This is a genomic window from Aquimarina sp. RZ0 (assembly GCF_008370685.1).
Taxonomy (GTDB): Bacteria; Bacteroidota; Bacteroidia; order Flavobacteriales; family Flavobacteriaceae; genus Aquimarina.
The window spans coordinates 1-24,255 of sequence record NZ_VTZU01000095.1 but is presented as its reverse complement, the minus strand read 5'-3'; the positions used below and the strand labels follow the sequence as shown (position 1 = coordinate 24,255).

The 24,255-nt window shown below is 33.0% G+C and carries 23 protein-coding genes and 1 riboswitch; of the genes, 8 read left to right on the top strand and 15 right to left on the bottom strand.

Annotated features, from left to right (window positions below; genetic code table 11):
• From F0000_RS28710 to F0000_RS23980, 11 genes are all read right to left on the bottom strand, one after another.
• Nucleotides 1–174: transposase (locus F0000_RS28710; RefSeq protein WP_149627271.1), on the bottom strand; the 174-nt coding region annotated here is incomplete at its 3' end.
• A 601-nt stretch (nt 175–775) separates the two neighbouring features.
• Nucleotides 776–1,282, bottom strand: coding sequence for a hypothetical protein (locus F0000_RS24025; RefSeq protein WP_149627270.1), 507 nt, complete (start codon nt 1,280–1,282; stop codon nt 776–778).
• Between the two features lie 90 nt (nt 1,283–1,372).
• On the bottom strand, nt 1,373–2,419 hold the full coding sequence (locus F0000_RS24020) for a hypothetical protein (protein WP_149627269.1): 1,047 nt from the start codon (nt 2,417–2,419) through the stop codon (nt 1,373–1,375).
• 274 nt (nt 2,420–2,693) lie between these two features.
• Nucleotides 2,694–3,488 (bottom strand): ABC transporter ATP-binding protein, encoded by a 795-nt coding sequence (locus tag F0000_RS24015; protein WP_149627268.1) that lies wholly within the window; start codon nt 3,486–3,488, stop codon nt 2,694–2,696.
• Between the two features lie 61 nt (nt 3,489–3,549).
• Entirely contained in the window at nt 3,550–4,581 is a 1,032-nt protein-coding gene (locus F0000_RS24010) for an iron ABC transporter permease (RefSeq protein WP_149627267.1), read from the bottom strand.
• A complete protein-coding gene (locus F0000_RS24005; protein WP_188112262.1) occupies nt 4,582–5,670 on the bottom strand; it encodes an ABC transporter substrate-binding protein in 1,089 nt (362 codons plus the stop codon). It lies immediately after the preceding gene.
• Between the two features lie 637 nt (nt 5,671–6,307).
• On the bottom strand, nt 6,308–6,826 hold the full coding sequence (gene cobC, locus F0000_RS24000; protein ID WP_149627265.1) for an alpha-ribazole phosphatase: 519 nt from the start codon (nt 6,824–6,826) through the stop codon (nt 6,308–6,310).
• Nucleotides 6,808–7,572 carry an adenosylcobinamide-GDP ribazoletransferase gene (locus F0000_RS23995; protein WP_149627264.1) on the bottom strand — a complete coding sequence of 255 codons (765 nt, stop codon included), beginning with the start codon at nt 7,570–7,572 and terminating at the stop codon, nt 6,808–6,810. Before F0000_RS23995 ends, cobC begins: the two co-directional genes overlap by 19 nt.
• Nucleotides 7,573–7,626: 54 nt before the next feature.
• On the bottom strand, nt 7,627–7,920 hold the full coding sequence (locus tag F0000_RS23990) for a hypothetical protein (RefSeq protein ID WP_149627263.1): 294 nt from the start codon (nt 7,918–7,920) through the stop codon (nt 7,627–7,629).
• Nucleotides 7,921–7,966: 46 nt separating this feature from the next.
• A complete protein-coding gene (cobT, locus tag F0000_RS23985; protein WP_149627262.1) occupies nt 7,967–9,004 on the bottom strand; it encodes a nicotinate-nucleotide--dimethylbenzimidazole phosphoribosyltransferase in 1,038 nt (345 codons plus the stop codon).
• Entirely contained in the window at nt 9,005–9,508 is a 504-nt protein-coding gene (locus F0000_RS23980) for a bifunctional adenosylcobinamide kinase/adenosylcobinamide-phosphate guanylyltransferase (RefSeq protein WP_149627261.1), read from the bottom strand.
• 83 nt (nt 9,509–9,591) lie between these two features.
• Nucleotides 9,592–9,910: riboswitch (cobalamin riboswitch) on the top strand.
• A 77-nt stretch (nt 9,911–9,987) separates the two neighbouring features.
• Here F0000_RS23980 and F0000_RS23975 point away from each other — a divergent pair.
• Nucleotides 9,988–11,940: a TonB-dependent siderophore receptor gene (locus F0000_RS23975; protein WP_149627260.1), complete on the top strand. Its 1,953-nt coding sequence runs from the start codon at nt 9,988–9,990 to the stop codon at nt 11,938–11,940.
• 471 nt (nt 11,941–12,411) lie between these two features.
• Here F0000_RS23975 and F0000_RS23970 read toward each other — a convergent pair whose 3' ends face one another.
• Entirely contained in the window at nt 12,412–13,812 is a 1,401-nt protein-coding gene (locus F0000_RS23970; protein ID WP_149627259.1) for a S41 family peptidase, read from the bottom strand.
• 135 nt (nt 13,813–13,947) lie between these two features.
• On the opposite strand from F0000_RS23970, the gene F0000_RS23965 reads away from it, so the two are divergent.
• The 4 genes from F0000_RS23965 (at nt 13,948) to F0000_RS23950 (ending at nt 16,219) form a co-directional block, all read left to right on the top strand.
• Nucleotides 13,948–14,457: an RNA polymerase sigma factor gene (locus F0000_RS23965; protein ID WP_149627258.1), complete on the top strand. Its 510-nt coding sequence runs from the start codon at nt 13,948–13,950 to the stop codon at nt 14,455–14,457.
• The gene (locus F0000_RS23960; RefSeq protein WP_149627257.1) at nt 14,444–14,971 is read left to right on the top strand and encodes a hypothetical protein; all 528 of its coding nucleotides are present in this window, start codon (nt 14,444–14,446) and stop codon (nt 14,969–14,971) included. Before F0000_RS23965 ends, F0000_RS23960 begins: the two co-directional genes overlap by 14 nt.
• 44 nt (nt 14,972–15,015) lie before the next feature.
• Nucleotides 15,016–15,549 (top strand): DUF4252 domain-containing protein, encoded by a 534-nt coding sequence (locus F0000_RS23955; RefSeq protein WP_149627256.1) that lies wholly within the window; start codon nt 15,016–15,018, stop codon nt 15,547–15,549.
• A gap of 121 nt (nt 15,550–15,670) precedes the next feature.
• On the top strand, nt 15,671–16,219 hold the full coding sequence (locus F0000_RS23950; RefSeq protein ID WP_149627255.1) for a DUF4252 domain-containing protein: 549 nt from the start codon (nt 15,671–15,673) through the stop codon (nt 16,217–16,219).
• Nucleotides 16,220–16,757: 538 nt separating this feature from the next.
• Here F0000_RS23950 and purB read toward each other — a convergent pair.
• From purB to F0000_RS23935, 3 genes are all read right to left on the bottom strand, one after another.
• Nucleotides 16,758–18,101, bottom strand: a complete 1,344-nt coding sequence (purB, locus tag F0000_RS23945; protein WP_149627254.1) for an adenylosuccinate lyase — start codon at nt 18,099–18,101, stop codon at nt 16,758–16,760.
• A gap of 255 nt (nt 18,102–18,356) precedes the next feature.
• Nucleotides 18,357–18,911: an adenylosuccinate lyase gene (locus tag F0000_RS23940; RefSeq protein WP_149627253.1), complete on the bottom strand. Its 555-nt coding sequence runs from the start codon at nt 18,909–18,911 to the stop codon at nt 18,357–18,359.
• 70 nt (nt 18,912–18,981) lie between these two features.
• On the bottom strand, nt 18,982–19,668 hold the full coding sequence (locus tag F0000_RS23935) for a Sir2 family NAD-dependent protein deacetylase (protein WP_149627252.1): 687 nt from the start codon (nt 19,666–19,668) through the stop codon (nt 18,982–18,984).
• A 997-nt stretch (nt 19,669–20,665) separates the two neighbouring features.
• Between F0000_RS23935 and F0000_RS23930 the strand changes: the two genes are divergently transcribed.
• The 3 genes from F0000_RS23930 (at nt 20,666) to F0000_RS23925 (ending at nt 24,140) form a co-directional block, all read left to right on the top strand.
• Nucleotides 20,666–21,403, top strand: coding sequence for a LytTR family DNA-binding domain-containing protein (locus tag F0000_RS23930; RefSeq protein ID WP_149627251.1), 738 nt, complete (start codon nt 20,666–20,668; stop codon nt 21,401–21,403).
• A gap of 1,722 nt (nt 21,404–23,125) precedes the next feature.
• Complete coding sequence (locus F0000_RS27955) at nt 23,126–23,275, top strand: hypothetical protein (RefSeq protein WP_188112261.1); 150 nt, start codon at nt 23,126–23,128, stop codon at nt 23,273–23,275.
• A gap of 118 nt (nt 23,276–23,393) precedes the next feature.
• Nucleotides 23,394–24,140 carry a tetratricopeptide repeat protein gene (locus tag F0000_RS23925; RefSeq protein ID WP_149627250.1) on the top strand — a complete coding sequence of 249 codons (747 nt, stop codon included), beginning with the start codon at nt 23,394–23,396 and terminating at the stop codon, nt 24,138–24,140.
• Nucleotides 24,141–24,255 lie beyond the last annotated feature (115 nt).

Here is a 24,255-nt window from a genome sequence, read left to right as displayed (position 1 = left end):
ACCCCATTTGGGAAAATTATCTGGCAGATTACGCCACTGACCACCGATGCGTAGTTGCCATAAGATCGCATCAACAATATCACGCAACTTATATTTTCCTTTTTGTTTCACAGGTAGTATTTTTTTCATAATTTCCCACTGCTGGGTAGTAAGTCGGTTGTAACTCGATTGCATAAACTTTGTCTTTTTGTTGATTGCAAAGTAGAAGCTATCCAGATTTTTTACATAAATTTTAGCATAATTTTATTTTTAAACATGCTCTTAGAAATATTCAAGTCTAATTTCTATTGAGAGCTTGTTTAAAAACCTTACTTCTTGAAAAACAAATATTTTAAGAACCGTGAGGTTACTTCAAATTAATGTAAATATCTCGATATACTCACCATTTGAAGTATATTCAGAACCTCAAACTATTGATTTTCAATTTGTATTCTTTTTAAACATACTCTGATGATTCTGTGCGTTTGTGTCTAATTTAACTTTTTCTTAGACAAGGTGACTTCTATTGTTCTTTTTCTGTTTGTCAGAAATGATATTTCCAATCTATAGAATGTTAGAAGTCTTGGTATAAAAAAAGACCAAATTTGATTATACTCTTTTGTGTATTATGATGTTTTTATTGTTCTTTATTTGTGCTTTTTTACCATAAATACCTGATTTGTATTATTAATTATTTTCTTTTACATTAAAAATTAAACAACAAGTGGTATAATCAATGTCTTTTTCTTTCAAATCCTTTAGTGTCTTCATAAGATTTACTACATGCCTTTTTGAATCACTCATAGAGGGTTTCATTCCCCAAGGCTTGCCTTGAAAACAAAATGTATTTTTGGAAGCATACCTCGTGAGCTTGCTCCGAGGTTGTTGATTTATTGCGCATAATAAACTCAAAATACCAAATAGCATCGATCTCACTGGTATTTTGGAACCTCCATTGTACCTCCATCAGACCCTTAATGATATCTGATAAATCATCATTAGCATCGCCAAGAATCGTATCAGGTTTTTTTAAATCAAATGGATACGAAACTGTTTGGTAAAAACCTAGTTCAGCAAAATTAGAGCGGATGGTGTTTGATATTTTTTCAAAATTAAAATCAGGCGGATCGTGGTAGTCTTTATCATCAGAAGGAGTATTGCTCCGAAGTTTTAGATATTCCTGATATAGAGAAATCAGGGATTTTTTTAGTAGTAGTACTTTGTTATCAATCGTAAGTTTTGGCGTAGTGCCCCATTGTATAATTTGATGAATTACTGCTGAAAAAGAGGTGAGTTCTATCAATGTGTGTCTTTTTATAGATGAGAGCTTGTTAAAAAATAAATGACTACCCATTGCTGAGTAGTCATTTAAAAAAAAATACTTTATCGAGAATTAGTTTTGTACTTTAATGTCTAATGTGATAAAGTCTCCAGAACCGTTTGTTCCAGAAATTTCTATTACTTTGATCACTCCTTTATTTCCATATTTATCAACGAATTCTAAAACATCTCCTTCTGATAAACCAGTAGCTCTCTCTGTAGTAGGTGCAGTAATTGCATCTAGATCAGAAGAATCAGCAACGGCGTCAAAATCTATAGATGAAGAAGCAATGAAGAAAGTATTCAATTCTGTCTGTGCTACACCAGTAAGACCAGATACATTAACAAGTGCCGTATTTGGATCATTGTCATTATCAAAAAGTGCAGGGTAATTAGAAGTAGAAGCTAAAGAAGCATTCTGAGTATTTCCATAGTAGTATCCGAAATCCCATAAGGCTGCAGTTTCTTCACCTTCACTAATTTTATACACTTTATTATTAAATAAAGAGATAAAAGTTTCAGAAGAACCGTCTCCCAGAGGAGCTGCCAACATCGTTTGTGTAAATGCTTTAATACCACTACCATCATTGACACCACTACCATACCTTACAGTAATCGTTCCTACCACATCGTCTCCAAGTGCATTTCGCTTAGTAATGTCTCTAAAATCACCTCTTCCGGTAGTAGCCCACAGTTTATATACTACTGTTCCATTGGCTACATCTGGTTTTGGTAAATCCAGTTGAAATTCAAAATCTTTTTTGTTTTCTCCCACAAGGTCTAAAGATCCATCTGGTTTTTCGTCTACTTCCTGAGAGGTAAATACAAAAGGTTCTTCTCCTACAGCTGAGATGTTTTGAGTGATGTACAACCTTTTCATATTTGCCGAATTCGCAGAGAATACAACTTTTGTTTTAAAGGTGTCTCCAGTAACATCGACAGCGTTTACCGTAACATTTCTTTTATCATCAGTACCGGCTTCAGTAACAATAAGTTCTGCATCGAAATCTGCATTAGGATCTGTGATAACCAGGTCATCATTGTCATCCGAACTACAGCTAAAAATTGTAGCAGTAAGCACAAAAAGTGCAATTGGTTTAAATCTAAAAATTTTGTTCATCATTAATAGGTTTTTATTTTGGGACGAAGATATCAATTTTATAAAAGAAATAGGTGCGTTATCAATTCATTTATTCTACGGCTTTTCTATAAAAAGTAAAAGTATTCGACAAAAGGCATGATTGCATTACAGATGACTTTTTTCCTTCTCTTTATCATAGGCCAGACTGCCTATTCGCCTACATTATTGGCTGTTTTTTAGAAAAATAATAAACAGAAGTGCTATGTATTTGTTTATTAGTTTTTTACGAGAATTACCTGGATCTTGAAGAATATTAATTTCTTACTTTATAGCTTCCGGTTTTAGGATCAAATAATATCAGGTCTTCAGGAAATAAAGAAGAAAAAGCCCGGCATTGTATGAGTTCTTTGGGACGCCCAAATTCAAAACCCTCAGTATTCATGACAATCATTTTATCACATAATTGTATGGCAAAATCAATTTCGTGAGTAGAGAATAAGATCGTTTTTTTGGTTTCGAAAGCTAAACGCTTTAAAAGTTTTAGTATATATGCTTTGTGATAAACATCCAGATGCGTCGTAGGTTCGTCCAGCATAATAAAAGGAGTGTCTTGTGCTATGGCCCGGGCGATCAGTACTTTCTGTAATTGCCCATCGCTTAATTCATAGCATCGCTTCTTTACGAGTTCGGTGACGTGTGTTACTTCTATTGCTTTTCTTATCTTTTCTTTATCTTCTTCTGTCAGTTTACCCACCCAGTTCGTATACGGTTGTCTGCCCAAAGCGACAAGTTCCTGTACCGTGAGATTTTTTGAAGCGATCTGCTCTGTAAGTACAATACTGAGCTGAGAAGCAAGTTCTGACGAGGCAAAGGTTTTGATTTCTTTATCATTAAAATAAATAGTTCCTCTTAGTGGTGGTTGCACCTTAGATAAGGTGCGTAGCAATGTAGATTTGCCAATACCATTAGCTCCTACCAATCCTATTAGTTCTCCTTCATATAGTTTTAGGTTGATATCAGCAGAAACTACTTTTAGGTTATTTTTATGGCGATATCCTATAGAGAGATCTTCTGTTCTTAAAACTATATTTTGATTTTCTGGATTCAATATGTCTGTTTTCTAGTATTATATATTCTATAAAATTCGTGTCTCTATTGTTTTGAGGTTTCTAAAATAACATTTTCCGTTTACGTACTAATAACCATATGACAACTGGGGCACCAATCAGTGAGGTAATTGCATTGATTGGCAATGTATATTCTACCCCCGGGAGTTGGGCGATCGTATCACAGATTAGCATAATAATACTGCCAAGTAGTATGACTGCAGGAATTAATATTTTATGGTCTGAGGTATGAAATAGTTGTCTGGTGAGATGTGGTACTGCAATCCCTATAAAAGCAATTGGTCCTGCAAATGCAGTAATACTGCCTGCTAATAAACCTGTGGCAATAATGATAAGAAATCTGCTTTTTTTTAGGTGTAATCCCAGGCTACGTGCATAGTTTTCTCCCAGTAATAGTGTATTTAGTGATTTTATAGCAATCAGTGCTAATAGCATTCCTGCTATTGCGATTGCAGAAAATATCAAAATATCAGACCAGGTGAGGTTGCCTAAACTACCGAATCCCCAAAACACATAGCGTTGTAATTGCTCTGCCGGGGCAAAGTAAGAAAGGACACTCACGATGGCAGCTGTAATACTACCAAACATAAGCCCGATGATGAGTATTGCCATCGTATCACGCACATGAGAAGAAACGATCATTACTAAAATGAGGACTACAATACTACCAAGACTGGAAGCTGCAACTAATCCCCAATTAGATACAAGAAATACCGCAGTACTACCAGTGACAAAGGAACTTCCCAAAATTAACAACGCTACCCCAAGACTGGCACCAGAACTGATTCCTAATACAAAAGGACCTGCCAGTGGGTTTCTAAAAAGTGTTTGCATTAATAAACCAGAAACTCCTAGACCACTGCCTACAATGATGGCAGTAATCGCTTTTGGTAATCGATATTCAATGATGATACTTTTCCAGGATTCTTTTTCTACAGAGCCTCCTACTAGACTACTCAAGGTATCTAGCCAGGGGATTAACACAGACCCCGAACTAATATTTGCTATAAAACACACTAATAGCAGTATACTAATGGCAATAAAAACCAGGCGATATGATTTATTTGGGGTCAATTAGTTTAATTTTTCAAAAAAATAAGGTTTATAATCTGTTAAAAGCTCGGGATGTGCAATCTGGATGATATCTTTTAAAATGAAATCAGGACGAATAGATCCTAATTCATAATAGAGTAATCCACCTTTTTCGCCCACCTTTATTGCATAAGAATATACGTTTTTATTTTTAAATGCATCAAAAAAAGTGAATCGATTATTTTTTTCTTTTAGTGATGCCAGAGACTTTGAATTCCCCGAACCTATCCAAATATCAGCTTTTTTGGCTTTTTCTAAGACGCTTTCAAAACTTAATGCAATGCTACCAGTTTTTTGATTGTCAACCCATAGATAATCCGTATTTGCATCTTTTAGCAGTTGGGCAAAATAGCTATTCCCCCCGGGGACATACCATACATCTTTGAACATATCACCAGAAAAAACTGTTGGTGATGTGGTCGTATTTTTGGCTAGGGTAGTAGCTTCCTTATACTCTTTTTCAATATTTTTAAAAATGCTATCAGCTTCAATTTTTTTATTAAAAAAAGCAGCAACAAATTTTATCCATTCTGCACGACCTAAAGGATGTTGCTCCATCCAGGAACCGTTCATCACCACAGGAATACCTGTTTTTTCTAAAAGGTCATAGGTTTTAATATCTCCGGCGGCAGAATAGCCAATGATGAGTTCCGGCGCCAGTTCTATGGTGAGTTCAGTATTGAGATGTCCATTGTTTCCCAGTTCGGCAATATGTCCGCTATCAATTAGAGTCCTGGTTTTTTCTGAAGAAATATAATCCGTATGCGGAAAACCAACCAATTTATTTTCTAGCTCCAGGTACTCTAAAATCGGAATGTCTGTGGTAGAAGAGGCTACTGTTTTTTCTACGGGGATTTGTATGAATTTTAGGGTTTCATTAGGGATATCCAATGTAGGTTTCTCCATCCCTTTGGGATATAGGATATAAGTAAAAGCATTTTTGGCATCCGGCCAGGGAGCGGTGACTTTTATTTTTTTATAAGTTTCATGATTTTCTATAGTGAAACCTGTGGCATATTCAATTTCCTGTGTAACTAGCTTTTTGATATCAGGAATAATTTTTTGTTTCACCTCCTTTTTGCAAGAACAAAAGGAAAAGAATATAAATATTACTATGGTATAATATTTCATTTGTTTTTGATTAATTTGTTACCAAAAGCACTTATTTAGAGCACTGATTTGACCTGCAAAATTTATATTTTGCGTGTTGTTTTTTCTTTTAAAACCAGCTTAAAGCCCAAACTTCGATAATTTTTAGAGAATACTACTATTATTTGCTATGAATTTGCTTTTTGAGTAATTTAAAATAACACAAAGCATCTGAAACCTTCATCCAACAAAGTTTTTTTAGTGAAATTCTATGACCTTTAAATCACTTTATTTTTATGACATAAGCAACATATCAGTGAAGTAATACGATTTATAACTAAAAATTTCGCATATTCATCGTTTCTTTTTCCTTTCTACTTCGTTTAAAAAATAAACCGTAGCTATAGCTATGCTTGATTTTTTTGCCTTGCATAAAGAAAAAATAATTCAATGAATTTATACGAATTTTTTAATCACAAATCGTATAACATTTAGCCTTTATAACGAATAATTTTTTTGACAATCATAAGGGTATGCTGTCTGAATTTACGATAAATTCAGACAGTTATTGTTTTCAAATCAGATTTAGTTTTTTAAAACGTTAGAGCTATGAAGTTGTTTACATTTTGATCACTTCTCCATATCCTATTTTAATACTAAAAGAGTCTTTGAGTGCTATCTGTCTGGTATGTGATAATAATGCTCTTATTGGACCTGCATGCGAAACAATAATGATGTGTTCATCAGAGGAGTGGTCTAACGAATCATAAAAATCTAACATTCTTTCTTGTAGTTTTATATAGGATTCACCAGAGGGCACTTTTACATTTACAAAATCTTCCATCCACGGATTAAGTTCATCGGGATTAATTTTATTCCATGCTTTTAGCTCCCAGGCCCCAAAATCTAATTCTTTAAGCCTATTATCAAAGGTGGTTGGTATATCAAATGTTTTTGCCAAAATTTTGCATCGCTGTAATGGACTGCTATATACTTTAGAAATCTTATGGATAGGGATTTGAGTATGAATTCTGGAAGTTTCAGATATAAAGGTATCCGTTACACCCAGATCGCTTTGACCATAGCAAATTCCCTTTTCTATATTTGGAGTAGTATGTCTTACCAGATATATTTCCATATGATAGTTACTGTTAAATAAAAAACGACTTCGCTTAGCTGTTGCACTGCACCTGCGCAATCTCCTGTTTGACCACCGATCCATCTCTCGAATTTGGCAGCCAAAAATATTTTAGAGAGATACATGGGGATTAGAACTAAAAATATCCAGAAGTTTTTAAATAACAATAAAGGAATCACACCAAAAAATCCGCTGATAAAAAGCATGGAGAGGCTCATGTTTTTTGCAGCAGGTTTTGCTTTACTATCATCAGTGTCTCTTACATAAGGGTGGGTGAAGATTAATGTAGTAGCGATAAAACGGCTTAGACTATGTCCAGAGATTAATACGAAGGGGATATAAAAAACTTCAGTTTCACGCAGTGCTGAATATTTTACTGCGAGTATAAGTAAAATACCAATAGTGCCATAGGTTCCCAATCTGGAGTCTTTCATGATCACAAGAATCTTATTTTTTGTCCAGCCACCCCCAAAACCATCACAAACATCGGCAAAACCATCTTCGTGAAAAGCACCAGTGGTATATATGGTGGCAACCATAGAGAGCAGAATTGCTATTTCCAGAGAGCATATATAAGAAGCAGCATAAAAAGTAATAGCACCAATGCCTCCCACAAGAATCCCAATTAATGAAAAATATTTGGAACTTTTTTGTAAATATGCTGGATGATGATCAATCCATTTGGGGCAGGGGATTCTGGTAAAAAATTGTAAAGCTGTAAAAAATATGTGTATCTCTTCCTTCATATAAAAAAACCTTGGTAAAACATATTTAATCAAATCATATTCATTATTACTTCATCATATATAATCCGTGAACGGAATATAGCTGCAAATAATTAGAATGATGGCTACAATGATACCCAATAAGCCAAGCCTGCTTTTTTCCTTCTTCCAGGAGATTAATCCTAAAAAAATACTCAATAGCGCAATGGATATCGCAAGTATTCTATACACCTTATGAAACGTAAAAATATATGGGGTAAGATACGCAGAAGAATCATTTTTTATGGGGAGAACGGAAGTATTGTAAATTTGTATATTATATCGATATACAAAATACAGACCGATACCAGAAACGATTATAGATAGCATGCCTCTTTTCATTTTTCCCGAATGGAGGTCATTATATATTTATTTTTTAATCATCACTCTCCGAAACACCGGCTTCTTCAAAACTAGCCATATTGTTTAAAAAAGCAATGGCAGCTTCTATAATTGGATATGCTACCGCTACTCCTGTACCTTCACCTAATCTCATCTCCAAAGATAATAGTGTTTTTTTCTCTAAAAAAGCCAACATTTTTGGATGTCCCTGCTCTTCAGAAGTATGAGAAAACACACAATAGTCCAATACATTTTCATTCATAGCATTTGCCACAAGTAATGCCGCAGTAACAATATAGCCATCGATCATAATGGTCATTTGTAATTCTGCTGCTCTTAGAATAGCTCCTGTAATCATTGCAATTTCGAATCCGCCAAAAGTTGCGAGTGCTTCCAGAGGTGAAGAGGGATTATATTTTTTGAAAACTTCAGAAAGAATACGCTTCTTTACTTTCATAGCTTGCATTTGTACTCCTGTTCCTGCTCCTACACATTCTTCAATAGGAATTTTGGTAAAATAACTCATTAATAAAGATGCTGCAGATGAATTACTAATTCCCATCTCACCAAAACCGATAATATTACAGCCGTTTTCTTTGGTTTCTGTAACAATTTTCACGCCTTTTTCAATAGCCGTTTTACATTGATCCATCGACATAGCTGGTTCCTCCTGATAATTTTTGGTACCATAATCAATTTTACAATCAATAAGCTCTTCTTTATTTTCGAAATCGTGATTGACTCCTGCATCTACTATTTTGAGATCAATTTTATTCTGAGTACAAAATGAATTAATAGCAGCTCCGCCACGCAAGAAATTATGAACCATTTGTTGAGTTACAATTTGTGGGTATGGATTTACTTCACCTCTTATAGCTATTCCGTGATCTCCTGCAAAAACGATGATGGTGGGTTTTGTTAGTATTGGTGTTTTGGTATGTTGGATCAATCCTATTTTTAGAGCAGTTGCTTCCAGTATTCCCAAAGAGCTTACTGGTTTCGTTTTCATATTAATTTTATGCTGTATAGCGCTTTCTAATGAATTGCTTAAGATCTTAATATTAAAATTCATTTATTTTATAGTTACTGGTATACCCGATACCATTAATATTGCTTTATCAGAGTGTTTGGCTATATGCTGATTCATCCAGCCTTGTAGTTCTGTAAATTTTCTACCTATTTCTGTGGTGGCGTGTACACCCATTCCTATTTCATTTGATATAATGATAATAGTTGCTTCTAATTCTAGAAGTTTATCAAATTCTATTTTAGCTAATTTTAAAGAGGATGCTACATCATTCTTGGTATCTACAAAAAAATTGGTTAACCATAGGGTAACACAATCAATCACAACAACACTATTTTTTGAGATTACTTTAGACAATTCTTTTTCTTCTTCTATAGATGTCCATCGTTTATCACGATCGGCAATATGTCTGTCGATTCGTTCTTGATGATTGTCATCCCAAATTCTAGATGTAGCCAAATATACAGGAGAACCAGAGAGCTTTAATGCCAGATTCTGGGCATAATTGCTTTTACCGGAACGTTCACCACCTGTAATATAATACAGCATTTAAAACTAGTTTTAAGATACACAAAGGTAATAGTATTACTAATTTATTTGTTAAAGTAAGTGCATTTTCCATGAAAAATAATACATTCGCTGAGAATTTTGGTTCCTTAATTCTATTGTAGAGTTCTGGATTAAAAGGGAATCGGGTGAAAAGAGACGCGAATTTATCAGGGAAATAAAATGTGCAATCTGGTGTCATTTTTAATGTATAATTATCGTAAAATCAATAATCCTGAGCTGTTCCCGCAACTGTAAGCTGTGTCAAACCGTACATAAATTTTTATAAAATGTCAGTTTGATGCTTATTGCTAATTCTTAATAACCACTGTTTGCCGCACGCGAATGGGAAGGTAAGCGATAAGACGCAAAGCCAGGAGACCTGCCTGAATTTATTTATGTTAAACTTTCGGGATAGAAGTTTAGGTATGGGTAAACTACATACTTTTTTCCGGTAATTGTAAAATTAAGTCATTTAGTAAATGAACAAAAAAATGTTTTTTGGTGTAGCATATTTAATGCTCGGATCTCAGGTTGTTTTAGCACAAGAGATTGTACCAGATAAAAAAGTGAATGTATTAGAAGAAATAATTATTTCTGATTCTAAATTTAAACTAAAAAGAGAGCAGAGTGGTAAAGTAATTACCAAAATTTCTTCTGAAGCGTTAGAGCGTAGCCAGGGGCAATCTGTAGCGACCGTATTAAATCGTGTAGCGGGAGTATATATAAACGGTAATAATAATGCCGCTGGAGAACCATTGGGAGTTTATGTGAGAGGAGGTCGTAATCGGCAGATTGTGATTAGGATAGACGGGGTTACCGTAAGTGACCCATCGTCTGCTGCAGGGGATTTTGATTTACGATTGTTGTCGGTAAATCAAATAGAATCTATTGAAATACTCAAAGGGGCATCCAGTACATTATATGGTTCTGGAGCAGCAACCGCAGTAATCAACATCACTACAAAATCAGAGGGTAAAGAAAAAATAGCAGCACAATTTTCTTCTACAATCGGTACAAATCAGTCTCAGGATGATCAGGATTATGATATCAATGAGTTTGTTAATTTGGCGTCTATTCATGGTACTATCGGTAAAATAAGTTATGTAAGTAGTTTTTCGAATCAATTTACAGACGGTTTATCTGCTGCAGAAAAAAATCCGTCAGAATCTACAGCTGAAGATTTTGAAAGTGATGCGTATTCTAAGTTTAATGTATATGCTAAACTAGGATATCATTACAATAAAAATTTTAGGTTTCATTTTTTTGGTAATTTGGATCAATACAAAACTGATTTTGATGGTGGAGCAAGTCTTGATGCAGATAATCAATTTACCAGCCGTCAATTAAGAGGAGGTTCATTTTGGGAAGCTACATATCCCAATGGTAGTTTTACTTTTGTAGATAGTTATTCCTTGTTAGAACGAGCGTTTGATTCTAATTTTCCATCTCGATATGAGAGCAAAGTATATACTTTTGATGCATATAATAAGTACACTATAAAGGATAGAATATATACGTTAATTGGTGCCAACGGATCTTATAGTGATTTTAATCTTTTTAGCATCCCGTTTGGTAGTACAACTCTAGAGCAAACAATCAATGATAATGAAGCGGATTTTGATATCATTGATCCATATATAAATGCAGTGTATGTTTCTAAATTTGGATTAAATATAAATACAGGGGTAAGATTGAATATCCATAGTTCGTATGGAAATCATTTGGTGTATACCATAAATCCTTCATATACTTATACATTTGGAGAAAATTATATTAAAGGACTGGCCTCCTATAGTACGGCATATATTACGCCATCATTATTTCAATTGTATGATACAGCATTTTTTTCAGGAAATCCTGATTTAGAACCAGAAGAAAGTGCAACTTTGGAAGCTGGGGCAGTGCTTTCTCATCAAAAGAAGGCCACCCTAAGTGTTGTATATTTTAACCGCAGATCAAAAAACTTCATCACATTTGATCCTAATACTTTTGTGAATTTTAACTCATCAGCAGATATTAGGGTAGATGGAGTAGAAGTAGAGTTTTCTACAAAGTTATTACAAGATAAGTTATCTATACAAGGTAATTATACATATACTAATATATCCAAATTGGAGGATGCTATCAGAATTCCGGAACATACGATTCAGGCGAATATAGGGTATCAGTTATCAGGGAAAACATACACCCAATTGACTTATCAATATAATGGAGCGCGCACGGATAGTGATTTTGATCCAGTTACATTTGATCCTGTGCCAGTCACTTTGGATAGTTATGGATTACTGGATTTTTATATAAGTCATCAATTGATGGAGAACCTTAGCGTATATGCAGCTATGAATAATATTTTGAATGAAGAATATCAGGAAATATTTGGATTTAGTACAAGAGGGAGAAATGCCAGAATAGGATTTAATCTAAGCTTCTAGATACTTACTCAATAATCGAGATTTAAATGCTCCGAGGCTTGTCTCGAAATCAGAAATGGTGTTATACGATTTATAACTAAAAACTTCGCATATTCATCGTTTCTTTTTCCTTTCTACTTCGTTTAAAAAATAAACCGTAGCTATAGCTATGCTTGATTTTTTTGCCTTGCAGAAAGAAAAAATAATTCAATGAATTTATACGAATTTTTTAATCACAAATCGTATAATACGATTTACGAATAAAAATTTCGCATCTAATGACATTCTTTTTCTACTATATTTTCTTCATAAAATGAAACAATAGCTATGCTATTCTTTAATTTGATTCATCAATCTAGCGAAAAATCCTTGCCATTATTTTTACGAAATTCTCATCCGTAAATCGTATAATAAATGCAAATGGGATCGGTATCAATAAAAAAGACCAAATGAAAATTTGGTCTTTTTTATTTTTGTTCAGGTATATAGAAATTAATCTACAAACATTCTTTGATATGTAGGGTCAAACATATTACTGTCTCCGATAAAATTAATGTTTTGGATATTTTTATTTCCTACGCTTCTATTGCCTAATATATCATCTAATGCAGCTTTTAATAAAGGTTCATTTTCGTCTCCAAGAATTCCTGCATTAGACAAATCTTCTCTAAGTTCAATATCAGGCACCAATCCATCCACATAGTCTGTAACCCCATTAACATTAGAAGATCTTAGTACTAGTGGTAACATAGCATATTTATGCCCAGAATTAGCTTCAGATCTTCTGAAAAGAGGTTCAGGAGCATCATAGACAATAAATGAACCTTCAAATTTTCCGGTAGTATTTGTTCCAATTTGCACTACTTGTATATATGGGCGTAGTGAATTGATAATTAATTCACTGGCAGAAGCAGTTCTGGGAGAGGTAAGAATGTATACTTTGGATAGGTTTAAACTATTTATAGCCTGTCCTCCCCGGATTTCGGTATCAAATGTCCTTATATTTCCAAAGTCTGCTTGTCTATCCTCGTTATATTCTTCTCTAGAGTATACATCACCAGTAAATTGTCCTGTGATCATACTAGAAAGGTCTTTAGAAGATTCAATACTTCCACCACCATTATATCTAAGGTCTAAAACAAACTCTGTAACTCCTTCAGATTTAAAATTAGCAAAGGCGGCATTCAGTTGCGGATCAAAATCAGAAGTAAAAGCATTGTACATTAGATATCCAACTTTACTGCTTCCTACATCCAATGTATTAGCAATAAAAACAGGGTTTTCAGTGTACTGTGTTTTTGTCAACTGAATGGTTTCGTCATTGGGGGTAATTACATTGCCATCAAAATCAGCTAGCCCAATTGTATAAGAATCGGGAGCTGTTAGCTCTCTAAAATTGGATCGAGTCATTTGTTGTCCGTCAACAGTATTAAAAATCATTCCTCTTTTTACCTGTTTTGCCTCAGCATCTGTTCCCGGGAGTACATATCTGACAAAACCAAATACATTAGTATCATCATTAGGATATGCGTTAAAACTAAATTCCATTCCATTATTTAGAGAGATACCGTCTAATGAATTTTCTAGCACAGTAAAATCACTAAATAACACAGTAAACCGATCTCTCGAAGATTTTAAAGCTTCGAATAGCTCTTCTGGAGAACTAAAATCATCTAAAAAATCGATACGTTCCTGATCAGAAGAGAATCTGTTATTTGCCAAATCGGGCACATCTGCTTTGTATACAGACCAAAAATTGAGACCTCTATAAATATATTCTTGTATTTCTAAGGTAGAAGAAATTCTGGGAACATCATCATTATCATTAAAACAACTGGTTGCGATAGTACTTATCAAAAGTAATAGGACACTATATTTTATATATTTCTTCATGAATTTTTATTTTATATAACCATAAAAATAGGAACTTTATTATAATTTAAAAATTTTGTGTAACAAATTATGAGGCTGGTCGTCTCCCTTATATAAAGCTAACAGCTTAGTTTTGTAATCAACCAACCAAAGAATATGAAAGAAAGAGCATTTATATCGCTTACTAACGGATTCAAAGACAAACTATATAGGTTGGCAAAGCGTTTGTTGGTAAGTAATGAAGAAGCAGAAGATGCTACGCAAGAAATTTTATTGAAGCTGTGGAGAAATAAGAAAAAAATGGCGGAGTATAAAAATGTAGAAGCTTTTGCAATGACAATGACAAAAAATTACTGCTATGATAAGCTGAAAGCAAAAGAGGCTGGAAATCTAAAGATAGTACACAGTAATTATAAAGATGAGCGTCCGTCACTACAGCGAGAAATAGAGGCAAAAGATAGCCTGGATTGGGTAGGCAAAATTATGGATGGATTACCAGAACAGCAACGTATGATTATCCAATTAAGAGATATAGAGGAGTATAATAATGCAGAGATAGCAGAAATGCTGGGGATGAATGAGACGGCAGTGCGGGTGGCATTATCAAGAGGAAGAAAAGTAATACGACAAGAATTATTAAAAAAACACAATTATGGAATTGTCTAACATAGAAAAATTGCTGGAGAAGTATTTTGAAGGAGAAACGACCCTTTCTGAAGAAAAAAAGTTAAAGGTTTATTTTACCGGAGAAAGTGTACCGTCACATCTAGAGAAATACAAAGATCTGTTTCAATTTTTTTCTGATGAGCGTCAGGTGACAACTGTTTCAGAGGTTGCATTGAGTACTAATAAGAATAAGAAGATACCATGGTATACCTGGGTAGGTGTAGCGGCATCAATAGGTCTGATTGTAGGGCTGTTTATGACCAATCTATTACCCGGTGCGGATTCTGATCAGCCTCCAATGCTGGTAATGGAACATGCCGAAAAAGGAGAATATGGTACTTTTAATGATCCTGAAATTGCGTTACAAGAAACCAAAAAAGCCCTCAACTTGGTTGCTCAATTTATGAATGAGGGCAAAAGGGATTTAGTGTACCTTAATGAGTTTAATAATGCCAAAAAAGACTTGGTTTATTTAAATGAGTTTGAAATTACTAAAGAGAAGTTAATAAAATAAAAAACCAATATTCCCGTAAAAGGATAACCTAAATGAATTTAATTATGAAAAAGTTAGTTGTAGTAATAACCCTGGCATTGATACCATATTTTTCTATTGCCCAAAGTAATTTTGATAAATATGAAGATATGAACGATGTTTCTTCTGTAGTGGTGACCAGTAAAATGTTTAAACTGTTGAGCAAGCTGGATTTAGAAAGTAATGATCAGGAGGTCAAAGAGTATATAAATCTTGTAGAAAATATAAAAAATATTAAAGTTTTTGCTACAGAAAATAAAGGAATTGGGCAAAAGATGAAAGCAGATGTGGAAACATATCTCAAAGGCTCCACATTAGATGAATTAATGCGTGTAAAGAGCGATGGTAAAAATGTTAAATTTTATTCGAAACCAGGAAAGAATGAAGATTTTGTAAGTGAATTGTTTATGTTCATGGAAGGAATGGAAAATGATGGAGGTCCTAATACAGTAATACTTACAATTACCGGAGATATTGATCTAAAACAAGTGTCTAAAATTGCAGATCACCTAAATGTTCCTGGTGGTGAAGAATTAAAAAAAGTAAAAAAGAAGAATTAAACTTCACTACTAAGTTCTTGTAATAGATTACTGAGTAACCTTCTTGAGATTGGAGATCTGAAGAAGGTTGTTTAAAAAAAAAACATCAATCAGAAATTAATCAATCAAAAAAATAATATAAATGAAGAGTATAGCAAAAATAATAGGAATCGCATGTGTGATGTTACTAATTAGTTGTGGTGGCGAGACATCTTTACAAAAGTATTTTGTAGATCATCAGGACGATAAAGATTTTTTGGCTGTAGATGTTCCTACAAGTCTTCTGGATACTGATAAAGTATCGCTTACCGCAGAAGAGAAAGAAGCACTGGAGAGTATTAAGAAAGTAAATTTTCTAGCGCTTCCAATGAAAGATGCTACCAAAGCACGATATGAAGAAGAAAAAGTGTTGATTAATAAGATAATTGATACAGAAAAATACGAAACTCTGATGAGATTTGGTTCTAATGGTACCAAAGCCATTGTTAAGTATCAAGGAGATGATGATGATATTGATGAGATAATTGTATTTGCTTCTAATAAGGAAAGAGGATTGGCTTTGGTCCGGGTATTGGGTGATAATATGAGAGCTGAGAATATGGCTAAGTTAATGAAGGCTATAGATAAAGGAAATGTAGATCTGGACGCAATTAAGAAAATTGCTGGAGATATCAATATAGATCTAGACTAAGAATGATATTATATTCAATGTTATTGAGAATCAGATAAGAACCTTTGTTTATCAATAATAGGTATAGAACTCATTTTGACAAATTTCAACTCATTTTCAGTTAAAAATAAAAAATCAAGATGAATTCATAAAAAAGCTTTAATTATATAGTTAATCAAGGCTTTTTTTGTTGGTGTTACTCGATAATCGAGGTAAAAATGTTTTTTTCAATAAAAGCCTGGGCTCGCCATGAGGTAGTTTACTTTATTTTTTTGGTTTTTTTAAATTAACGTAAAAAAGGCTACCTATAAAAAATATAAACAACCCTCCCAGAATAATCTGTATGAGGACGTATTTTAGAATACCTAATATTCCAGATAGAATAAATGAAATACAGATAATCCCCGATAATAGTATCATCACTTTATTAGTAAGCATTGTCTAAATGTACAATTAATAAAATGAATGCAAGTTGTGATATGACTCATTATGTTTCAAAACTTATATCTTTTATGTAGCACACAGATAATAGATATAAAAATTTAGGTTTGTCTGATACTTATATTCCGGTATAGTTTGAAGGAGTAATTGCCTTAAGTTCAGATTTTATAGTGTCAGTAACTTCCAGAGTTTCGATAAAATCCGCAATAGCTAATTGATTGATCGTGACATTCGTTCTTGTCAATCCTTTTAGTGCTTCATATGGATTAGGATAGCCTTCTCTTCTTAATATTGTCTGGATTGCCTCTGCTACTACTGCCCAGTTATTTTCTAAATCCTGTGCGAATTTATCTTTGTTAAGTAATAATTTATTTAATCCTTTTAATGTTGCTTGAAAAGCGATTAAGGTATGACCAAAAGGGACTCCTACATTTCTTAGAACGGTACTGTCTGTCAGGTCTCGTTGTAGTCTGCTCACAGGTAATTTGGCAGATAGATGTTCAAAAAGAGCATTGGCAATACCTATGTTACCTTCGCTATTTTCAAAATCAATTGGATTGACTTTATGTGGCATTGCTGAGGATCCTACTTCACCTTTTTTGATCTTTTGTTTGAAATAATCCATAGAGACATAGGTCCATACATCTCGATCCAGATCTAATATAATAGTGTTAATACGTTTTAGCCCATCAAATAAAGCAGCCATATGATCATAATGTTCGATCTGGGTAGTAGGAAATGAATGATGCAATCCTAGTTTTTCTTGTACAAAACTTGTTCCGAAGGCTTTCCAGTCAATTGTAGGATAGGCTACTTTATGCGCATTATAATTTCCTGTAGCACCTCCAAATTTTGCTGCACTCGGGATATCATTTAATAAATCAAATTGAGCTTCTAATCTGGTAACATATACCTGAAATTCTTTTCCTAATCGGGTAGGAGAGGCAGGTTGACCGTGTGTGCGAGCCAACATAGAAACTTCTGACCACTCTGTAACCAATGTTGACAGTTTATCTTTTAATGCAAGATATTGCGGGATATATACATCGCCAATAGCTTCTTTAATACTAAGAGGAATTGCCGTATTGTTAATATCCTGAGATGTCAGACCAAAATGGATAAATTCCTTGTATTCCCGTAATCCCAGTGCATCAAATTTCTCCTTTATAAAGTATTCTACTGCTTTTACATCATGATTTGTTACTTTTTCGATATCTTTTATCGCTTGAGCATTTTCTGTAGAAAAATCAGTATAAATTTTTCGTAATTCACCAAAGATTGTAGGATCTATGCCCTGTAACTGAGGAAGAGGTATCTCTGATAAAGCAATAAAATATTCTATTTCCACTAAAACTCGATATTTTATTAAGGCTTCTTCACTAAAATAGGCATTTAATGATTCTGTTTTAGAGGCATAACGCCCATCAATAGGGGAGATAGCTTGTAGCGGAGATAAAGACATACTTTTGTTGTTTTTTTTGAAAGGTGCAAAGATAATTTATTTAAAAAAGAATCACGAACGAACCAAGTCAAATTTTCTAATGATACCTTTCTGGTTTTAGCATATTCAAATAAAAAACATCAAATTTCAACGGCTACTTTTACATTAAGGATGGTATGAGCGTCTAATAGTTTTTAGTATGTGATTTTTAATGGCATTCAAAAGAATTAGCCTGATAATTTGCATTAATTTAATAATTTTAGCATTCATTATCAATTACCTGATTTTACTCAATATCATTCTGGATCTAGCTTTGTAGGCGGCACTGCCAGTACTATAGTTGTTTTCTAAAATTGTTTTAAGCTCTGGGTGTATCCAGTCGAATTCTGTACCTAATAGATATAGAGAGGTCATAGAGTAGGCTTTTACAGCAACTTTTTGATCCGTAAGTAACCAATCAAAACAGTATTCTGTTATATGTTCTCTATGTGATAGGGTTAGATATTTTTGTATGATCTCTGATTTATTTTTATAATATTCAAGTACTAAATATTCACATATTTTTGCCATAGGTCTTACTGCGGGATGCTGATATACGGTAGGGAATAGGAGCATCAATTGATCCAGGTGAGGGAGGATGGTTTTCAGGTTGTTTTTGCATAAAAACTCTAAACCCCAGGAAGCTTTGCACGATATTCCATTATCTACTTGAGCACAAATACGCAACAGCTGAAGTAATAGTTCTGGGTTTTGTAAAATCAAATTAGCAAATTGATTTCGTTTCTCACGAGAATGATTGGTAGATTTAATTTCGGTTTCCAGATTTATCATATGGTAAAGTATCTTCTTATTTTAGTAAAAAGTGATTTTTATGATTTAGTAGTGATATCTCCGACATTCACTATATGACAGCTTCTGTTAATTCCTGAACTACCTCGGGTACGCCAACGGTTGCTTTCTCTGCCAGGATGGTTAGATTTTCTTTTGCAGAAATAGCTGGATTAGGATCGATAAAATATATAGGAGTATTTTGTGGAGCAAACTGTAATAAACTTGCTGCAGGATATACCTGCATAGAAGTTCCTATAATCATAAGAATATCAGCTTGCTCTGTAATCTGTATTGCATGTTCCAGCATAGGTACTTCTTCTCCAAACCAGACAATATGAGGACGTAGTTGTGAATTATGTTCACAGAAATCACCGATGGTAAGATCTGTTCTCCAGTCTAAAACCAGATTTTCATCTAATTGACTTCTCACTTTTAATAATTCTCCGTGTAAATGTACTACGGTACTACTTCCGGCTCGTTCGTGGAGATCATCAACATTTTGAGTAATAATAATTACTTCATGTGTTTTTTCTAAAGATACTAAGGAGCGATGTGCCAGATTAGGTTGTACAGTTAATAATTGACTACGCCTTTTATTATAGAAATCTAGTACGAGTGCAGGATCGTTTTTCCAGCCAACCGGAGAGGCTACTTCCATGATATCATGCCCTTCCCATAACCCATCCGAACCTCTAAAAGTGTTGATTCCGCTTTCTGCGCTAATTCCAGCACCGGTAAGTACGACTACCTTTTTCATCTATTTTTTTATTTTTTTAACTGATTTGAGAGAGTTTATCAATATTTGATCTCGATTTAAAATACCCTTTAAATTTGCTCTTTTCTGTTTAAACAGAAAATTATTGCCTGCTATTTGAGTGTTTTAGAACCAGAGATTGTAATGCTTCATTTTCAAGAGTCATAGCATTTCTCAGATGAAATTACCTACTAAAATCATTTTTTTATTTCTCATCTAAATTAAAAAATTATTTGATTCTGTTTAAGGTGATTTCATCTAATACGATTTGCGATTAAAAAATTCGTATAAATTCATTGAATTATTTTTTCTTTATGCAAGGCAAAAAAATCAAGCATAGCTATAGCTACGGTTTATTTTTTAAACGAAGTAGAAAGGAAAAAGAAACGATGAATATGCGAAATTTTTAGTTATAAATCGTATAAGAACTGGTATAATTAATTTTTTAAAAATATTTAAAAAACTTGAAGCAGAAAGAATAGAATAAAAATTATTTTAAAAATAGGATATAAACTTCATTGGTAGAAGATGAGTTCATAGCCTTTAAAGTGCTTTGCCAAAGAAAACACAAATCAGCTGTAAATGATTTGTCCTGGATCAGGATTGAAATTCGTATGACACCGACGAAGCTTTTTTGATATAGATATCGATAGTTAAATGTTATTAAATGTTTTTTTTTTATAATATTTTCTAATAGCTGTCGTTTTAATAGCTTGAAAATAAACTGTCTAAGACATGTTTTTGTGGTTTATACACTTTGGTATGTCTGTTTTTAGTTTAGAGATATTAAACCTTTAATTTCGATAATATGTACGTAAATCCGATTAAATACAAGCTTGCAAACCTTATAAATACTGTGTTAACTTAATAATATTGTGGTTTTACCGTATCTTAAGTATGTGTAAAAAACATATCTTGTACCAAGTAAATGTGTACAAATTTTTATTAAGAATACGGTAGTATTTGATAACCAACGATAACCCTTAATTGTCATACCCTCATGAAATACCCTTATATCATTATTGATAATGATCAGAATTCTGCACACGCTATTCAGATCTCCCTAGAAAACCATAACGATTATATCTGCACAGGAATTGCAACTAATGAACAAGATGCTCTAAATTTAATTTTGGAGAGAAAGCCTAGATTGGTTTTTTTGGATCCAGAAACTCCAGGAGCAGATGGAGCTAAAACGCACTATAATTTGTTATCAGAGTTAACAAGGTATATGTCACACTTACCAGAATTTGTGATTGTTACCAAAACCATCGACTATGCTATAGAAGGTATACGTCACCGTGTATTGGATTATATCCTTAAACCGTCCATCAAAAGTCAACTCATAAAAACGGTTCATCGATTCGAGAAAGATTTTGACGAAGTATTAGATAATACCTTATGTTTTAGGTCTTATGGAGACTACCGATTTGTTAATATTGATGATGTATTATATCTGAAAGCGGATAGTAATACTACAGATTTTGTAATGAGTAACGGTAACAAAGTAGAGGCTTTCAAGACGTTAAAGCATTTTCAGAATTTACTACCAGATCATTTTGTACGGATTCATAATAGTTATATTATCAATACAAAATACGTATCGAGAATACATTTTGGGAAGGCCAAATGTGCAATAAAGAACACTACAGATATGATTCCTTTTTCTAAATCCTACAAAACAAACGTAGAAGAAATCAAGGATACACTGGCAAAAAATAGCCTGTTACATGTATAGTAATTATTGTTTATAAATAATAATATAGTCCTTTTTAGCGTCTTTTAGTTATCAATCATTTTTGATGTGAAAAATTTATTTGTAGAAGATTGTATATGTATCTGTTTTTGTGGGTAATAAATGCGATGAACAGGATATAATTACTTAGGCTTGTATAGATGATTTAGTCTGTGGTTGTGCCATTGATCTGTAAGGGTTTATTATTTGGTAGGCTACGGTAGAGGCTGTAGTTTTGTTATTGTTTTAACGTTGGCAAGACAATACAAATTAAATGCTCTTATTGTACGATTGTTTTAGTTTTGTGTATTGTCATGAATGCCCGTTCTTGTGTGATTCTGATTAGATGAGCAGTCTTAGTATCCTTGTTATAAGTCTGTTGTTGTCTTATTAATGCTTTAATTTGTTAGAAGCATGTATTGATATAGCTATTATGTGTTTGTAATTAACAATATGCATAAGCAGGTATGACGACTGACCTCTGTTTTTTCTATATATATATAGTGATGGTTTTATCAATTTCTTATAGTTTTTTTTTGTGTTCTAAATGTTTTCTTCCGGCTTTAGTTTATCGCTCCTTACTCGATACTTGAGATTTAAGTGCTTCGAAGCTTGCCTCGAAATCGAAATGTTTCTTTCTAATAAATGCCTCTTAGGCTTGCCCTGAGGTGGTTTACTAATATTTTCTCTCCTTATTATGGTATATCTGCTCTGTAGTATGGTGTTTTTTGAATTCTGAATTCATTGTGCTGATTTCTGTAACCTTAAGGATAAGTGTGTCAGGGATATGATTGGGGGAGTCAACATAGTTTTTTTTGCTACCGTGTTTCTTTGTTTACTCGATAATCGAAATGTTTTCTTTCTAAATAAATTCCTTGTGGACTTATACGAGGTAGTTTGCTCCATAATCGAGATTTAAATGTTCTGAGGCTTGCTGCGAAAGTTGAAATGTTTTTTCTAATGAATGCCTCGTGGGTTTACCCTGAGGTAGTTTACTGAGAAAAATATCACTATTACCGTTTTTATGGTATTAGTGTAAAATGTGCAATGTGTTATATCGGTAATTAGATGGCGTAAGTTTTTTCCTTTTTTTTAAAGAAAAATAATGTAAGGGATATTACCCCAAAACGACTCTCTTTATTATATGGATATTCTTACAAATGGATATTGGGAATTTTTACTATAGTAAATAATGTCTATAACATAGTATATACACCCTTTGTGATAAGGTTGTACTGTTTATAAATAAATAAAACCTAGCCAGGTAATTTGATTATCGTATATTTTTGCGTTTTTATTTATTTAGTTTTTTGTTTTTTTTATAATTTTTTTAGGCTTTCTTCTTTTTATTATAATTAGTAGTCTTATTCTTACGTAATTATTGGTTTTTTAAAAACCACTCATCTACACGTATAATCCATTCATCTACACTTGTTGGGCATTCATCCACTAAACACACCTTAATATATTAGGCGCGAGTCTCATATCTGCTTACATTTGTAGTGTACAATTAAGGTTATCAACCTAATACACATTTACTAAAAGGATATATGAGGAGTAATCCGAATATGGGAAGCTGGCCAGCGGAATCCTTAACAACAAACAAAAAAAGAATTGAGAATAAATCCCCATTTATTCTAACTGGATAACATCCTGTAAGGAGAAAAAAATTAAACAAACTGATTACTTTAAAAGACAATATATAATTACTAAAAAGATACTATTATGAAAGCTATAAAAACTATTTTTGCTATATTATTTGTAAGTTCAATGTTTATCGCTTGTGAAGCTGATACTGTAAATGAAGAGGTTGGATTAGAGGAGATTGAGGAAGTTGGAACAGAAGATGGATCGGAAGATGTAAATCCAGGCTAATTAATTACTAGGAAAATTTAAAACATTTTTATGTTAAAAGAGAGGCTATGTTATTAGTCTCTCTTTGTTTTTTATTTATAATTTTAATCCTTAAATTAGGCTTTAATTTGGATGTACTATGAGATTTTTTTTTAAGAATGCTGTTATAGTATTTTTTTTATTCTTTTTATTGAGTTGTGATAAGGATAAAGGTTTTAAGAATGAAGAAATAAAATCTAGTATAATTGATTCTAGTATTAATAATGCTAAGGATGAAAATAAATCTATTGAGCAAAGAAAAGAATATTTAAAGAATGCCTATGGCATTGTTAGTACTCTTCCTGAAGATAGATTTAAAGTTGAAAAGCTTCAAGAAGTTTCAATTCAATACTATTTTCTTAAAGATTTTGAAAAATTTAAAGTTTTAAATTATAAATCTTTGAGATTATCAAATAAAATTGTTGATTCTCTCAATATTGCCAAATCACATGGTAATTTAGGAATATATTACAGAAATATTCAGTTAGATAGTGCTTATAAAAACTTTTATGAAGCAGATAAAATATATATATCATTTGATAATAATAAATTGTATAATACTACTGATTATGCATTTGATCATGGTAAAGTATTAATTGATTTAGCAAAACTATCTCAAAAAGTAAAAGATTATAGCGAAAGCGAGGATTTAACTATAAGGGCTATTAAAAAGTTTGAATCATCTGGAAAATCAGAATACATACCATTATGTTATTCTACTTTAGGTACAATTTCAAAATATTTGGAGAGATATGAGGATGCTGTTTCTTATCACTTAAAATCTATTGAATATGCTAAAAGTACGGATAAGGAAACATTATATGCTGTTTTAGGTAATCCCTCATAGACCCCAGAAACTTCAGTACGTAGGCTAACGTAAAATTCGTAATTTACTGGGTATTAACTTTAGCTCTTTGCAAGGCCGTTTTTTAAAGTGTTGCTGCTTTTTTTAGTAAGCACGA

Excerpts from the sequence above, each read along its gene's own strand:
- cobT (WP_149627262.1), bottom strand. The coding sequence starts at position 9,004 with ATGAATTTTAATATTAAGATCTTAAGCAATTCATTAGAAAGCGCTATA.
- F0000_RS23960 (WP_149627257.1), top strand. The coding sequence starts at position 14,444 with ATGGAATTGTCTAACATAGAAAAATTGCTGGAGAAGTATTTTGAAGGA.
- F0000_RS23935 (WP_149627252.1), bottom strand. The coding sequence starts at position 19,668 with ATGAAAAAGGTAGTCGTACTTACCGGTGCTGGAATTAGCGCAGAAAGC.
- F0000_RS23955 (WP_149627256.1), top strand. The coding sequence starts at position 15,016 with ATGAAAAAGTTAGTTGTAGTAATAACCCTGGCATTGATACCATATTTT.
- F0000_RS23990 (WP_149627263.1), bottom strand. The coding sequence starts at position 7,920 with ATGCTATCTATAATCGTTTCTGGTATCGGTCTGTATTTTGTATATCGA.
- F0000_RS24020 (WP_149627269.1), bottom strand. The coding sequence starts at position 2,419 with ATGAACAAAATTTTTAGATTTAAACCAATTGCACTTTTTGTGCTTACT.
- cobC (WP_149627265.1), bottom strand. The coding sequence starts at position 6,826 with ATGGAAATATATCTGGTAAGACATACTACTCCAAATATAGAAAAGGGA.
- F0000_RS23975 (WP_149627260.1), top strand. The coding sequence starts at position 9,988 with ATGAACAAAAAAATGTTTTTTGGTGTAGCATATTTAATGCTCGGATCT.
- F0000_RS23980 (WP_149627261.1), bottom strand. The coding sequence starts at position 9,508 with ATGCTGTATTATATTACAGGTGGTGAACGTTCCGGTAAAAGCAATTAT.
- F0000_RS27955 (WP_188112261.1), top strand. The coding sequence starts at position 23,126 with ATGAAAGCTATAAAAACTATTTTTGCTATATTATTTGTAAGTTCAATG.
- F0000_RS23930 (WP_149627251.1), top strand. The coding sequence starts at position 20,666 with ATGAAATACCCTTATATCATTATTGATAATGATCAGAATTCTGCACAC.
- F0000_RS23970 (WP_149627259.1), bottom strand. The coding sequence starts at position 13,812 with ATGAAGAAATATATAAAATATAGTGTCCTATTACTTTTGATAAGTACT.
- F0000_RS23940 (WP_149627253.1), bottom strand. The coding sequence starts at position 18,911 with ATGATAAATCTGGAAACCGAAATTAAATCTACCAATCATTCTCGTGAG.
- F0000_RS23965 (WP_149627258.1), top strand. The coding sequence starts at position 13,948 with ATGAAAGAAAGAGCATTTATATCGCTTACTAACGGATTCAAAGACAAA.
- F0000_RS23925 (WP_149627250.1), top strand. The coding sequence starts at position 23,394 with ATGAGATTTTTTTTTAAGAATGCTGTTATAGTATTTTTTTTATTCTTT.
- F0000_RS23950 (WP_149627255.1), top strand. The coding sequence starts at position 15,671 with ATGAAGAGTATAGCAAAAATAATAGGAATCGCATGTGTGATGTTACTA.
- purB (WP_149627254.1), bottom strand. The coding sequence starts at position 18,101 with ATGTCTTTATCTCCGCTACAAGCTATCTCCCCTATTGATGGGCGTTAT.
- F0000_RS23995 (WP_149627264.1), bottom strand. The coding sequence starts at position 7,572 with ATGAAGGAAGAGATACACATATTTTTTACAGCTTTACAATTTTTTACC.